The 13,232-nt window shown below is 69.9% G+C and carries 13 protein-coding genes; 7 read left to right on the forward strand and 6 right to left on the reverse strand.

Annotated features, from left to right (window positions below; all coding sequences use genetic code 11):
- Positions 1-217 precede the first annotated feature (217 nt).
- From OG252_RS49850 to OG252_RS49875, 6 genes are all read left to right on the forward strand, one after another.
- On the forward strand, positions 218-652 hold the full coding sequence (locus OG252_RS49850) for a Zn-ribbon domain-containing OB-fold protein (RefSeq protein ID WP_329344804.1): 435 nt from the start codon (positions 218-220) through the stop codon (positions 650-652).
- 59 nt (positions 653-711) lie between these two features.
- Positions 712-1,965 (forward strand): CaiB/BaiF CoA transferase family protein, encoded by a 1,254-nt coding sequence (locus OG252_RS49855; protein WP_329344805.1) that lies wholly within the window; start codon positions 712-714, stop codon positions 1,963-1,965.
- A 58-nt stretch (positions 1,966-2,023) separates the two neighbouring features.
- Entirely contained in the window at positions 2,024-3,202 is a 1,179-nt protein-coding gene (locus OG252_RS49860) for an acyl-CoA dehydrogenase family protein (protein ID WP_329344807.1), read from the forward strand.
- A 49-nt stretch (positions 3,203-3,251) separates the two neighbouring features.
- Positions 3,252-4,028 carry an electron transfer flavoprotein subunit beta/FixA family protein gene (locus OG252_RS49865; protein ID WP_266447118.1) on the forward strand — a complete coding sequence of 259 codons (777 nt, stop codon included), beginning with the start codon at positions 3,252-3,254 and terminating at the stop codon, positions 4,026-4,028.
- Positions 4,029-4,054: 26 nt separating this feature from the next.
- On the forward strand, positions 4,055-5,020 hold the full coding sequence (locus OG252_RS49870) for an electron transfer flavoprotein subunit alpha/FixB family protein (RefSeq protein ID WP_329344810.1): 966 nt from the start codon (positions 4,055-4,057) through the stop codon (positions 5,018-5,020).
- Positions 5,021-5,293: 273 nt separating this feature from the next.
- Positions 5,294-5,476: a hypothetical protein gene (locus OG252_RS49875; RefSeq protein WP_266447122.1), complete on the forward strand. Its 183-nt coding sequence runs from the start codon at positions 5,294-5,296 to the stop codon at positions 5,474-5,476.
- A gap of 210 nt (positions 5,477-5,686) precedes the next feature.
- Here OG252_RS49875 and OG252_RS49880 read toward each other — a convergent pair whose 3' ends face one another.
- From OG252_RS49880 to eno, 6 genes are all read right to left on the reverse strand, one after another.
- A complete protein-coding gene (locus OG252_RS49880; RefSeq protein ID WP_266447123.1) occupies positions 5,687-6,553 on the reverse strand; it encodes a 3-hydroxybutyryl-CoA dehydrogenase in 867 nt (288 codons plus the stop codon).
- Positions 6,554-6,906: 353 nt separating this feature from the next.
- The gene (locus tag OG252_RS49885) at positions 6,907-7,824 is read right to left on the reverse strand and encodes a LysR substrate-binding domain-containing protein (RefSeq protein ID WP_266447125.1); all 918 of its coding nucleotides are present in this window, start codon (positions 7,822-7,824) and stop codon (positions 6,907-6,909) included.
- Between the two features lie 160 nt (positions 7,825-7,984).
- On the reverse strand, positions 7,985-9,082 hold the full coding sequence (locus OG252_RS49890; protein ID WP_329344813.1) for an alcohol dehydrogenase catalytic domain-containing protein: 1,098 nt from the start codon (positions 9,080-9,082) through the stop codon (positions 7,985-7,987).
- 74 nt (positions 9,083-9,156) lie between these two features.
- A complete protein-coding gene (locus OG252_RS49895; protein ID WP_329344815.1) occupies positions 9,157-9,708 on the reverse strand; it encodes a carboxymuconolactone decarboxylase family protein in 552 nt (183 codons plus the stop codon).
- Between the two features lie 35 nt (positions 9,709-9,743).
- A complete protein-coding gene (locus OG252_RS49900; protein ID WP_329344817.1) occupies positions 9,744-10,748 on the reverse strand; it encodes a VOC family protein in 1,005 nt (334 codons plus the stop codon).
- Positions 10,749-10,815: 67 nt separating this feature from the next.
- Positions 10,816-12,126: a phosphopyruvate hydratase gene (gene eno, locus OG252_RS49905; protein WP_329344819.1), complete on the reverse strand. Its 1,311-nt coding sequence runs from the start codon at positions 12,124-12,126 to the stop codon at positions 10,816-10,818.
- A 490-nt stretch (positions 12,127-12,616) separates the two neighbouring features.
- Here eno and OG252_RS49910 point away from each other — a divergent pair, with 490 nt between their 5' ends.
- Positions 12,617-13,210 (forward strand): NADPH-dependent FMN reductase, encoded by a 594-nt coding sequence (locus tag OG252_RS49910; RefSeq protein WP_266447137.1) that lies wholly within the window; start codon positions 12,617-12,619, stop codon positions 13,208-13,210.
- Positions 13,211-13,232: the final 22 nt, after the last annotated feature.

Genomic DNA, 13,232 nt, shown 5'->3' on the forward strand with positions numbered 1-13,232 from the left:
CCTCACGAGACGCGCACCGGGTGTGCTCCGAGAGCCTCCGCCGGGGAGAGTAGCGCAGGGAAACCCGCTCTGACCTCACCGAATGGCGCGTATTCCGCGCACAAAGATGCGTCAGTACGTCGTTGACCGGCGGTCCGCCGCAGGGCCAGGGTGAGGGAGCCACATCGGATCCCGACCAGCCGTTTTCCGGTCACCGAACTGCGTGAAGGAGGCCGTGATGCTCCGGACGGACACCCGTGAACACACCGAACTCGCGGACGACGACGAGGCCGCTGCTGCGGTCACGGCCGAGGCCGCCACGCCGAACGCGCCGGCGGTCTTCCGTGAGCTCCTCTTCCAGCGCTGTCTGTGGTGCGGCACCGCGGCCTACCGTCGGTCGTTCTGCCGTGCCTGCGGGTCCACGGCCTTCGCACGGGAGCGCAGCGAGGGCTCCGGGGTCGTCGTGCGCCGGTACGGCCATGTCCCGCACAACACGTGGTTCGTCGCGATGGACGAGGGCTTCAACCTGCTCTGCCAGGTCACCGGGTCGGCGCCGGCCGCGGTCGCGGTGGGGGCACGCGTGAGCGTCGTACGGTCCGTCGCCCCTCTCGGCCAAGGCCTGCTACTCGTCGAACTCAGCCGGCCGGCACCCCCTCTGGAGCGCTGGTGGTAGCGGGAAACGGCCGAGACACAGGCACCTCGCACACACAGGACGATCAGAGAGGAGGGTGCGTGGACACCCAGCACAACGCACCGGACGGACGGGCCGGTGTTCCCGGCGGAGCGGGGCGCGGCGCACTGGACGGTCTGCGCGTCGCCGACTTCTCCCGGGTCCTCGCGGGACCCTACGCCACGATGCTCCTCGCCGACCTCGGCGCCGACGTGGTGAAGGTGGAACGGCCGGGCATCGGAGACGACACCCGGGCCTGGCACCCTCCTGCGGACCACGACGGCACGTCGACCTATTTCCTCGGCGTCAACCGGAACAAGAGGTCCGTCGTCCTGGACCTCACGACCGACACCGGCATCGAGCAGGCCCGAGCCCTGGTCGCCGAGTCCGACGTGCTGGTGGAGAACTTCCGTCCCGGCACGATGGAGCGGCTGGGGCTCGGCCCTCGCGAACTCCGTGCTCTGCACCCGGGGTTGATCTACTGCTCGATCAGCGGTTTCGGCAGCGGCGGCGGTGCGGAGATCCCCGGATACGACCTGCTGGTGCAGGCCGTCGGCGGGCTGATGAGCGTGACCGGCGACGCGGCCGGAGAGCCGGTGAAGGCGGGCGTGGCCCTGGTCGACGTGGTCACCGGGCTGCACGCCTCGCTCGGCGTCCTCGCGGCACTGCGGCACCGGGACGCCACCGGGGAGGGACAGCGGGTGGAGGTGAACCTGCTCGGCTCGCTGTTGTCGGCCATGGTCAACCAGGCATCCGCGTTCGCCGTCGCCGGTGTGGTTCCGGGCCGTATGGGCAACGCGCACCCGAGCATCGCCCCGTACGAGACCTTCCCGGCGGCCGATCGTCCGATCGCGCTCGCGGTGGGCAACGACCGGCAGTTCGCGGCGCTCGCCGAGGTTGTCGGGGATCCCGGTCTCGCCGCCGACCACCGCTTCCGCACCAATGCCGACCGGGTCGCACACCGCGCCGCCCTACGCGACATCCTGACCCAACGGCTGAGGAGCGCCGGCGCAGACCACTGGTCGGCCGTCCTGCTGGCTGCCGGGGTGCCCGCCGGACCGGTCAACACCCTCGACGAGGCATTCGCCTTCGCCCACAAGCTCGGCCTGCCCGGCATCGTCGACATCCCCGCCGCACCCGCCGACACCGCAGCCGGAGCTCAGGGCTCGGCCTCCCGGCAGGTCGCGAGCCCCATCGCGCTGAGCGGTACACCGGCGCGGTACCTCCTGCCGCCGCCGCGCCTGGGCCAGCACACCGCGGAGATTCTTCACCGCCTTGCCGACCATGTCTCCGCGCCGAACGAAGCGGCCACCTGACCTGTCCCGGCACGGACACCACGACCGAACCGATCACCGCTACCTCCAGGAGCTCACCATGAGCGGCGCCAAGCCGATGAAGGACCCTCTCGACCTGCTCGACCTCTCCTCCACCCTCAGCGACGAGGAGCGCGAGATCCAGGCCACCGTCGCCAAGTTCCTCGCCGACCGGGTGCGCCCGCACATCGGCGAGTGGTTCGAGAACGCCCACTTCGCTCGCGAACTCGTCCCGGAACTGGGCAAGTTGGGTGTTCTCGGTATGCACCTCGAAGGGTACGGCTGCGCCGGCACCAGCGCCGTCAGCTACGGGCTGGCCTGCCTGGAGCTGGAGGCGGCGGACTCCGGTTTCCGCAGCTTCGTCTCCGTGCAGGGCTCGCTGTCGATGTTCTCGATCTGGAAGTGGGGCTCGGAGGAGCAGAAGCAGGAGTGGCTGCCCCGGCTCGCCGCCGGTGAGGCCATCGGCTGCTTCGGCCTGACGGAGCCCGACTTCGGCAGCAACCCCTCCGGGATGCGCACCAAGGCCGTCCGCGACGGCGACGACTGGATCCTCAACGGCTCCAAGATGTGGATCACCAACGGAGGCATCGCCGATGTGGCCACCGTCTGGGCACAGACCGAGGACGGCATCCGCGGCTTCCTCGTGCCCCGCGGGGTGCCCGGCTTCACCACGCAGGACATCAAGCAGAAGATGTCCCTGCGCGCCTCCATCACCTCGGAGCTCTACTTCGACAACGTACGGCTGCCCGACTCGGCGCGGCTGCCCTTCGCGGAGGGGCTGCGCGGACCACTGTCCTGTCTGAACGAGGCCCGCTTCGGCATCCTGTTCGGCGCGGTCGGTGCGGCCCGCGACTCGATCCAGGCAGCCATTCAGTACGCCGACTCCCGAGTCCAGTTCGACAAGCCGATCAGTGGTTTCCAGCTCACCCAGAAGAAGCTCGCCGACATGAGCGTGTCCGTGGGCAACGCCGCGCTCCTCGCCCTGCATCTGGGCCGGCTCAAGGACCAGCACCGCATTCGCCCCGAGCAGATCAGCGTCGGCAAGCTCAACAACGTACGGGAAGCGATCGCGATCGCCCGCGAGTGCCGCACCATCCTCGGCGCCAACGGCATCTCCCTGGAGTACTCGCCGCTGCGCCACGCCAACAACCTGGAGTCCGTGCTGACGTACGAAGGAACCAGCGAGATGCACACCCTGGTCGTCGGACAGGCGATCACCGGCCAGGCGGCGTTCCGCTGACCAGGACGCCGGCCGCGACGCCGGCCGTGACGGCTGAGAGAAGACGCCCGTGAACATCGTCGTGCTGGTCAAGCAGGTCCCGGACTCCGGTGCCGAACGCACCCTGTCCCAGACCGACCACACCCTCGACCGCGAGGAGGCCGAACTCGTCCTGGACGAGATCAACGAGCGTGCCGCCGAAGAGGCGTTGACGCTGAAGGAGATGACGGACGCCCACGTCACCGTCGTCTCCATGGGCCCCGACTCCGCGCTCGACGCCATCCGCAAGGTCCTGGCGATGGGCGCCGACCGGGGGATCCACATCTGCGACGACAGACTGCGCGGCGCCGACGTGCTGACCACCGCGAAGGTCCTGGCGGCGGCCGTGCGGACCGTGGCGGACGTCGACCTGGTGCTCGCCGGCGACACGAGCACCGACGGCCAGGCGAGCGCGGTCCCCGCAATCGTCGCGGACCTGCTCGGCCTGCCGCAGGTGACCCATGTGCGCAAGCTCGACGTGGACGCGGGACGGGTGCGCGCCGAGCGCGAGACCGAGGACGGCGAGACGACACTGGACGCTCCGCTGCCCGCGCTGGTCAGCGTCACCGAGAAGATCAACGAGCCGCGCTACCCCTCCTTCAAGGGGATCATGGCCGCCAAGAAGAAGCCGGTGGACACGGTCGGCCTCGACGGCCTGTTCCCCGACGCGGCCGGAATCCTCGTGACCCGCACGCGTGTGGTGGAGGCCGTCCCGCGTCCCCGGCGAACCGTCGGAACCCGCATCACGGACGACGGTTCGGCCGGCCGCCGGCTCGCCGCGTACCTGATCGCCCAGAAGCTCGTCTGAATCGCCCGACCAGGAAACAGGCCCTCATGCCCGAAGTCCTCGTACTCGTCGACCACGACGGGGAACATGTCAACAAAGCAACATACGAACTCCTGGCCGCCGCACGGCGGATGGGGGACCCGGCAGCCGTCGTCGTGGGAACTCCCGGCACAGCGACGCGTCTGAGGGAATCTCTCGCCCGCCACGGCGCCACGAGCGTCCATGCGGCGGAATCAACCGACGCCGCCGAGTTTCTCGTCACGCCCGCCGTGGACGCCCTGGAGTTGGCGGTCCGGGAAACCGCTGCCGCCGCGGTTCTGGTCTCCGCCACGACGGACGGCAGGGAGGTGGCCGGGCGTCTCGCCGCCCGGCTGGACGCAGGGCTGCTGGTCGACGCGGTCGACCTGGACTCGTCCGGGGTGGTCACCCAGATCGTCTTCGGCGGGTCCTACACCGTGCGCTCACACGTCACCCACGGCATACCGGTGATCGCCGTGCGGCCGGGCGCCTTCGAGCCGGAGGAGCACCCTGTGGAGGCGGGGGAGCGGAAGCTGGCCCTGCCGCCGATCGCCCCCGCGGCGTCCGCGCGCATCACCGCCCGCCGCGCCGCCCCCGCGGGCGACCGACCCGGACTCACCGAGGCGACCGTTGTGGTCTCCGGAGGCCGCGGTGTCGCAGGAGCGGACGGTTTCAAGGTCGTGGAGGAGCTGGCAGACGCTTTGGGGGGTGCCGTGGGCGCCTCGCGCGCCGCGGTCGACGCCGGCTACTACCCGCACCAGTACCAGGTCGGTCAGACCGGCAAGACCGTCTCCCCGCAGCTGTACATCGCCCTGGGCATCTCCGGGGCGATCCAGCACCTCGCGGGGATGCAGACCTCCAGGACGATCCTCGCGGTCAACAAGGACCCGGAGGCACCGATCCTCGGCCTTGCCGACTACGGCGTGGTGGGCGACCTCTTCTCGGTGGCTCCCCAGCTCACGCAGGAAATGGCCGCCCGACGCGCAGTCGGCTGAGACGGGCGACCCGAGACGGACGCTTCTGGGGGTGCCCCCGCGCAAGGTAGCCGCCCGCCAGGAGGAGGGACCTCCCAGCCCATCTCCTTGGGGGCGAAGACGCCAGAAGAAGGCTCCATACTCCGGATCAGCACGCCGAGCGATGGCACGGACGCCGAACGACCGGACCGCTGACGGGATGCCCTCAGCCGCAACCTCGTGCTGCTGAGGGTAGGTCCGCCGGGCGGGTGCGTCGACTTCCGTGCCTCACTGCGCGCCGCTCCATTCGGCCCGATGCGGATGCCGCTCACGACGGCCGAACCGCACGGCCTCGCGGACGCCAACGTGATCGACCTGATCGGCACCCCGCTCGTGAAGCGTGCCGGGACGGACCCAGCGGCCGAGGACGAAGGCCCGGCCCCCTCACCCGGCGCGTCTTCTTGTCCATTGAGCGGCGGCCAACCCACCCCGGGCTGAGCCCACTTCGGCGCTGCGGCCGCCATCGCAGCTGCCGCCGCTACCGGAACGAGCCGCAGGCGGAACAGGGCTGTACCGTCTCGGGCCGGATCCGGGAACCCACGTCTCGCGCCACGCCCGCCCGACCTCGCCGGTCCTGCCCCGGACCGCGGTGACCACGGTGGACGTACAGCGCCCCGGGGCACGTGGAACACCGCGTCACGCAGGCCCTCAGGCCGCCTGGTAGCTGAAGAATCCCTGCCCTGACTTACGGCCCAGCAGCCCCGACTCGACCATGCGGCGCAGCAACGGAGGAGGGGCGTACAGCGGTTCCCGGTACTCCTCGTACAGCGCCTCGCCTATCGCCGCCACGGTGTCCAGGCCGATGAGGTCGGCGAGGTGCAGCGGGCCCATGGGGTGAGCGCAGCCGGCGGTCATTCCCGTGTCGATGTCCTCCGCCGTCGCGGTGCCGGAGCCGACCATCCGCACTGCTGCCAACAGGTAGGGAACCAGTAGGGAGTTCACCACGAACCCCGCACGGTCCTCCGTGACGATCGTCTTCTTGCCCAGGGTCTCGCTCGCGAAGGCACGGACGCGCAGTTCCGTGGCCTTCGAGGTCTGCAACGAGGGGATGACCTCGACCAGTGGCATGAGCGGGACCGGGTTGAAGAAGTGCAGGCCGACCACCGCCTCCGGTCGTCCGGTCGCCGCCGCGAGCCGGGCGATGGGGAGCGAGGAGGTGTTGCTGGCCAGGATGGCGGCCGGGTCGGTGACGATCTCGTCCAGCTGCCGGAACAGCACCGTCTTGGCCTGTTCGTCCTCGACGGCGGCCTCGATGACCAGGTCGGCTCCAGCCAGGCTGGAGAGATCGGCGGAGACCGAGATCCGGGCCAGGGCATGTGCGCGGTCTCCGGGGACGACGGTGCCGCGCTTCTCCGCCTTGAGCAGAGAATCCGCCACGCCTGCGAGTCCGGCACGAGCCCTGTCCTCGGTCACGTCGCACAACGTGACGTGCAGTCCGGCCCGGGCGCAGACCTCGGTGATGCCCCGGCCCATCTGCCCCGCGCCGACGACCCCCACGCGCTTGATCGATGTCATGTGTTCCTCCGCCTGTCTTTCCGCCCGGCGGCAGTCGATGGACGCCGCCACAGTCTGTGGTGCCGTGTTGAGCGTAGGCCTGGAGCACCCCCTCTGACCTGCTCCGACAGTGCGTTATCCGCGCACAAACATGCGCCGTTTCGTCGTCGGCCGGCCGTGTCGCGCAGCAGCACGCCGACGTCGAACAGGGCGCGCCGGACGGCCGGAGAGGCGGGCACGAGGAGACGGTCGCAGGCGTCGAGGACGGCACCCCTGGACGGACCTGGCGGCGCTGCCGGTGCGAGGGGGAGACACCCTGGGCAGACTGCGGATCATGGAGCGCGGTCCGCGTCGGCGCGCACGCAGGAGCGACTTCAGCCGGCGGTGACCGTGGCGGCGGCCTCTTGCAGGCGGCGGATCAGGCCGCGCACCGCGGGCGACGTCTCGCCCCTGCGGTAGGCACCCACCAGCCGCGTGGTCAGCGACACGTCCGCCAGCGGACGGTAGGCCACCCCGGGGATGTGCACGCGACGCAGGGAATCAGGGACCAGAGCCACCGCGAGACCACCGCCCACCAGCGTCAGCGCCGCGATGAAGTCCCGCACCGGGGGAGCGCACCGCGGGCTGAACCCGCCTTGCTGCGCCACCTCGAGGATCTGGTCGCGGCAGCCGTACTCCTCGTCGAAGTGCGGGGCCACGAACCGCTCGTCGCGCAGCTGTGCCGCCGGTATCGCCTCGTACGCCGCCAGCGGTGCGCCGGCCGGCAGCGCCAGGACGACGTCCTCGGTGAGCAGGCAGGTGGCCGTGACCTCGGGCGGGTACTCCGGCCTCCAGCGCAGGAAGCCGACGTCGATGTCCCCGCAGGCCAGCGCTTCCAGTTGGGCCGGTGTCTCCAGCTCGCGCACCTGTACGGTCAGCTCGGTGCCGGGGGCCGCGCAGCGGGTGAGGACGTCGGTCAGCACTCCGGAGAACGTGGCCGAGGCGACGTACCCGATCTGGGCGTGCCCCAACTCCCCGCGGCCGGCGCGCCGGCCCACCGTCTCGGCCCGGGAGACCTGGGCGAGGGTCAGCCGCGTCTCTTCGAGAAACAGCCGCCCGGCACTGGTCAGCGCCGGGCGGCTGCGCCGTCCACGGTCGATCAGCCGCACGCCCAAGTGCGACTCGAGCGCACGGACCTGGGCGCTGAGCGCCGACGGAGCAAGATGCAGACGGTCCGCCGCCCGCGCGAAGTGCAGTTCCTCCGCGACGGTGACGAACGATTCCAGCCAGCGCAGTTCCACCGGCTCCTCCATCCTGCCGGGCCTGCGCTGACGAGAGCACCGGCCGTGTGCACGGCTTGTGTGAAGCACCCCGCGGCGGCGTCGGGGCAGAACAGGTCCGCCGCGGGGTGAATACGGGGCGTCAGGGGCATGCCCGGCCAAGGGCCGTCGCACGCCCGCTGGGGCCTGCCTGTCAGGGGATGACGACGTAGTTGCTGAACCCGCCGTCGCGGTCCTGCAGACCCGAGATCGCCTCGTTGACCCTGGCCAGTGGGAACGGCTTGGCCTGCAGGTAGGACAGGTCCAGGACGCCCGCGCCCACCATGTCGGCGAGTTCCTGCCCCTGTGCGGTGCTGAACCAGTTGGAGCCGATCAGCTGGACCTGTTCGTCCATGAGCCACTTCACGTCCAGGGGCAGCCGGTCGGCCACGCCGCCGACGTTGATGACCCGACCGCCCCTGCGTACGCCCTGCATGGAGTCGAGCATCGTCTCCACCGGTGCCTTGGCGCCCAGGGCGCTGATCACGTAGTCGGCGCCCTCGCCGCCGGTGCGGGACTTCGCCCACTCGCCGGTGGAACCGTCACCCAGCCGGAAGACCTCGACCCGGTCCGGGGCCAGTTCCTTGACGCGCTTGAGGAGTTCCTCGTTGCGGCCGGTACCGAGGACCCGGGAGGCGCCGGAGGCCAGCGCGAGCAGGGTCGCCGCGACGCCGAGGGTTCCCGTGACCCCGTCGATCAGCGCGACCTGGCCGGGGCCGGCCGCGGCGTTCTTGAGGGCCCCGTAGGACGTCCCGATGTAGCCGAGCTTGCCGGCCTGCTCGAACGTCATGTTGTCCGGGATGTTGACGATCGAGGACTGCGGGGCGGTCATGTACTGCGCGAAACCGCCGTATGGATACAGGTCGAAGATCCGCTGGCCGTCACGTGAGGTGCTGAAGTAGCCGTTCAGCGTGAAGTAGCGGCACCGGCTCAGTTCACCTCCCCGGCACACCTGGCAACTTCCGCAGCCACGCAGGGGATTGACGTAGACCCGGTCGCCGGGCCTGGTGTTCAGCACCGCCTCGCCGACGGCTTCCACCACACCGGAGGCGTCCAGGCCGAAGATGGCGGGGAACTTGGGCAACGGCTGGTGCGGGAACCATGTGGGCCAGTTGTTGATCACGTTGGCCATGTTCGGCACGATCCCGCACGCCTTGACCCGCACCAGCACGTCGGTCGGCCGCGGGGTGGGCACGTCGATGGTGTCGACCGACATCGGCTCACCGAGCGCGTGCAGTCGTGCAGCGAGCATTTTCGCCATTGAAATACTCCTTGAAACTGCTCCGTCCAGGCGGCCGGAGGCGGAGACCCTGAAAAGAGAATTAACTAGGAATTCGGGAAAGGATTCGGGTAGTTGGCTTCGAGGTCGATGTCCAGCAGCCCCATGATGCGGACGCCGGAGTTGTACCAGGCGATGGACAACGACAGTTCGACCATCTGCTTGTCCGTCAGGTGCTCGGCTGCGGCATTCCAGGTCTCCTTCGAGACCTCGACCTGGAGCGTGGACTCCTTGGCGAGGCGCATCACCGCCTTCTCCACCCCGTCGAACAGGTCCGACGACTCGAAGTCGGCCACCGCCGCGAGCTGTTCCCCGGTGAGCCCGGCCCCCAGCCCGTGCGACTGGTGGTGCGCGACCTCGTACACGGACCGGGTCGCGTGGCCCACGGTCAGGATCGCCAGCTCACGCAGCTTGGGGCTGAGGTCGGCGGCGCGCAGCGAGTTGGCGTAGGTCAGGAAGGCGTCCAGCTGGGTCGGCGCATGGGTGAGGGCGAGGAAGATGTTCGCCGTCGGTACCTTGCGTTCGGCCTCCAACCGGTCGTACAGGGGCTTCTGTGCCTCGTCCGCGTCTTCGCGACGCAGGTAGGGGACTCGTGCCATGGTGTCTCCTCGGGGGGACGTGATCGTACGAAAGGTCAGTGGGCGGACTGTTCGAGCAGGTACCGTTCCAACGACATCGGCTTGGGCAGCTCGGCCGGCGGGATCTGCTTCACGCCGACGAAGGGCGACGCCTCGAAGTACCACTTCTCCAGGGCCGGCAGGCCCCAGCGGGCGTTGGTGCTCAGTGCCGCCGCGTCCCAGCGCACGGGCTCGATCTCGGTGTCGATCGTCTGGTAGTGGCTGTTGAAGACCTCCACCCGGTGGCCGTCGGGGTCGCGGAGGTAGGCGAAGAGCATCCCGCCCGGTCCGTGCCGTCCCGGGCCCCGCTCCACGCCGTCGCCATAGCCTTGGATGCCCGCCCAGTCGCAGGCGGTGAAGATGTCGTGGCTCTCGGAGACGGTGTAGGCGAAGTGGTGCAGGGCGGGCCCGGTGTTCTCGATGATCGCCAGGTCCAGGCAGGTGCCCTTGCGGTACATGAAGGCACCCAGCAGCTTGTCGCCGTGCTCCAGGTACTCCGAGTTGCGGAAGCCGAGCTCGCTGTAGAACGCGCACAGCTCGTAGGTGTCGGGCGCGAAGATCTGGTAGTGGTCCAGCCGCTGGGCGTGGGCACCCTTGTAGAGCTCGAAGTTGATGTGCAGCCGGGGCCGGGTCTCCATGTGCGCGCACAGCTCGAGGGGCGTGCCGATGGGGTCGCTGACGTGCAGGGTGCGGCCCTGGTAGGGGACGTCGACCCACTCGGCGGGCAGTCCCCGCTCACGGAACCAGGCGTACGCGAGGTCGAGGTCCTCGTCGAAGAAGACCCGGTAGCCGACCCTCCTGCAGGTGCCGCCGCCCCCTTCGTCCAGCTCCAGGACGAGGCTGTGGTGGCAGGCTTCGGCGAGGCCGCGGAGGTAGCAGGTGCGCTCGTCCTCGTCGCTGACGACCAGCCCCAGCACGTTCACGTAGAAGTTCCGGCTCTCGGCCAGATCCGCGACCGTGAGGCGAACGTGACTGGAGCGGGTGATGTTGAAACTCGGGCGCAGATTGACGGGTGGCAGCATGCTGGTCTCCGTACTCGGATCGAATCTGGATTTCGGTGCCTGTGATACGTAGTATCCCGACGCCGTTCTACGGCTTGGTCGTCGAGGGCTCGGCCCCGGCGAATGTGAATGCGGACCATCCGCTGAATTCCGCGGATTCGCCGAGGGACTCCTCGATCCGCAGAACCTCGTTCCACTTGGCCATTCGCTCGGAGCGGGTGAACGAGCCCACCTTCAGCTGACCGGCGTCCCAGCCGACGCTCAGATGGGCGATGGTGACGTCCTCGGATTCGCCGGAACGCGCCGAGACGATCGTGCCGAATCCGGCGTCCTTTCCGGCGCACAGGGCCTGGAAGGACTCGGTGACGGTACCGGCCTGGTTCGGCTTGACGAGTACGGCGTTCGCCGCCCCGCTGGTGGCCGCCGCCTCCACCCGCTTGGCGTTCGTGACCAGGTAGTCGTCGCCGATCACCTGGCAGCGCCGGCCGTAGCGCCGGGTGAACTCCATCATGCCCTCGTGGTCGTCCTCGCCCACCGGGTCCTCGACGGAGAGAATCGGATACTGCTCGATCCAGCCGCCCAGCATGTCGATGAGTGCTTCGGTGCCCAGCGTGCGGTCGTCCAGGGCCAGCGTGTACTGACCGCCGCTGCCGAACTGCGAGGCCGCGACGTCCAGCGAGATGCCCACCTGGGAGGAGGGCTCGAAGCCCGCGCTCTCGATGGCCAGGGTCAGCATCTCCAGCGCCTCCTCGTTGGAGTCGAACGCGGGCCAGAACCCACCCTCGTCGGCCACGCCCTGCGCCTTGCCGGCCTTCCGCATCAGGGTTCCGGCCGCCCGGTAGATCTCCGCCGTCCAGTCCAGGGCCTCGGAGAAGCTCCGTGCCGCCGGGCAGACCACCATGAAGTCCTGGACGTCGACGCGGCGGTCCGCGTGGGCTCCGCCGCCGAAGATCTGGATCTCCGGCAGCGGGATGCGGACCGGCCGTCCGCCCGCCAGGTGTTGCCACAGGGGCAGGCCCGCCGACGCGGCGGTGGCGTGCAGGACCGCCATGGACGTGGCCACGATCGCGTTGCCGCCCAGACGGCTGCGGTCGGGGGTGCCGTCGAGGTTCACCAGGAGCCGGTCGACGGCCTCCTGGTCACCCGCGTCGCGACCGGCGAGGGCGGGCGCGATCTCGCGGTTCACCGAGCCCACCGCACGCTGGACGTCGAGCCCGCCGAAGCGGCTGCCGCCGTCGCGCAGGTCGAGTGCCTCGCCCTGGCCCGTCGAGGCCCCTGCCGGTGCGATGGCCCGGCCGGTCGCGCCGTCCGCGAGGTGTACCTCGACCTCGACGGTCGGCCGACCGCGGGAGTCCCACACCCTGCGGCCGTGGAGCTTGGCGATCCGCGCGTCTGTCATTGCGGTGGAACCTTTCGGAGTTCGGTTCGGAGGTCGGAGTTCGGACGATCGGGTCGATGCGAGATGCCCGTGCCTGTGATCGGGGGTGTCCCGCGGCCGGAGGCGACGGAAGTCGTACGGGGCAGTCCTCGCCTGCCGTCGGGCGCGGTCGGCCCTCGCGGGACGGCACCTGAAGCGATGCGGGGCGCCGGGCGGCGCGAGCGAGAAGGTGACGGCGAGGGTTGCTCGTTCACTGCGGCTCTTCTCGTGCTAACGATAGCGCAATCGTGCAAAGCGGCGACTGCTCTGTCAAGAGGGGGGTTCCAGTTGATCCCGCGATCGTGCCGCTTTGCACCCCCTTGGCTCACCGAGACCTCAATGCTATCGTTCGCACAGCCCATGGCGCTCCGGCGAGAACTCCGGCGGACCCGCGCTCTCCTGGACGGACGGACAGCACAGGCGGCGTGGGTCCGTCGGGCCGGATCCCGGCCGACCGGAAAGCGAGCCCGACATGACACTCCAGCCCTCCGCGGCGCCCATGACCCTCACCACCGTCGTGGCCAGCACTCGCCCCGGGCGCGTGGGTAGATCCGTCGCGGACTGGTTCACTCTCCGGGCCGCGAAGCACGACCAGTTCGAGTCGCACACCGTCGACCTGTACGAACTCGCGCTCCCCTTCTTCGACGAGCCGCATCCGCCCGCCCTGCGGCGGTACACGAAGAGCCACACCCGCGAATGGAGCCGGATCGTCGACGCGTCGGACGCGTTCGTCTTCGTCACCCCGGAGTACAACGGCGGCTTCCCCGCCCCGTTGAAGAACGCGTGGGACTACCTCGTGGTGGAGTGGCAGCACAAGCCGGCCGCGTTCGTCAGCTACGGAGGCGTCTCGGCGGGCACCCGGGCGGTGCAGATGGGCAAGCAGGTCGTGGCGAACCTCAGGATGCTGCCGATCGGTCCGACCGTGAGCATCCCGTTCGTCAGCCAACTCGTCGACGAGGGCGACTTCAGGCCCGGCAAGATCCACGAGGCCGCTGCCGAGCAGGTGCTCGACGAACTCGCGCGCACCGCCCGCGTCATGCGGCGGCTGCGCAGCGGAACGTACTGACCCACCCGCGCCGCACATGCGA

This window comes from Streptomyces sp. NBC_01352 (genome assembly GCF_036237295.1).
In the GTDB taxonomy this organism is placed as follows: Bacteria; Actinomycetota; Actinomycetes; order Streptomycetales; family Streptomycetaceae; genus Streptomyces; species Streptomyces plumbiresistens.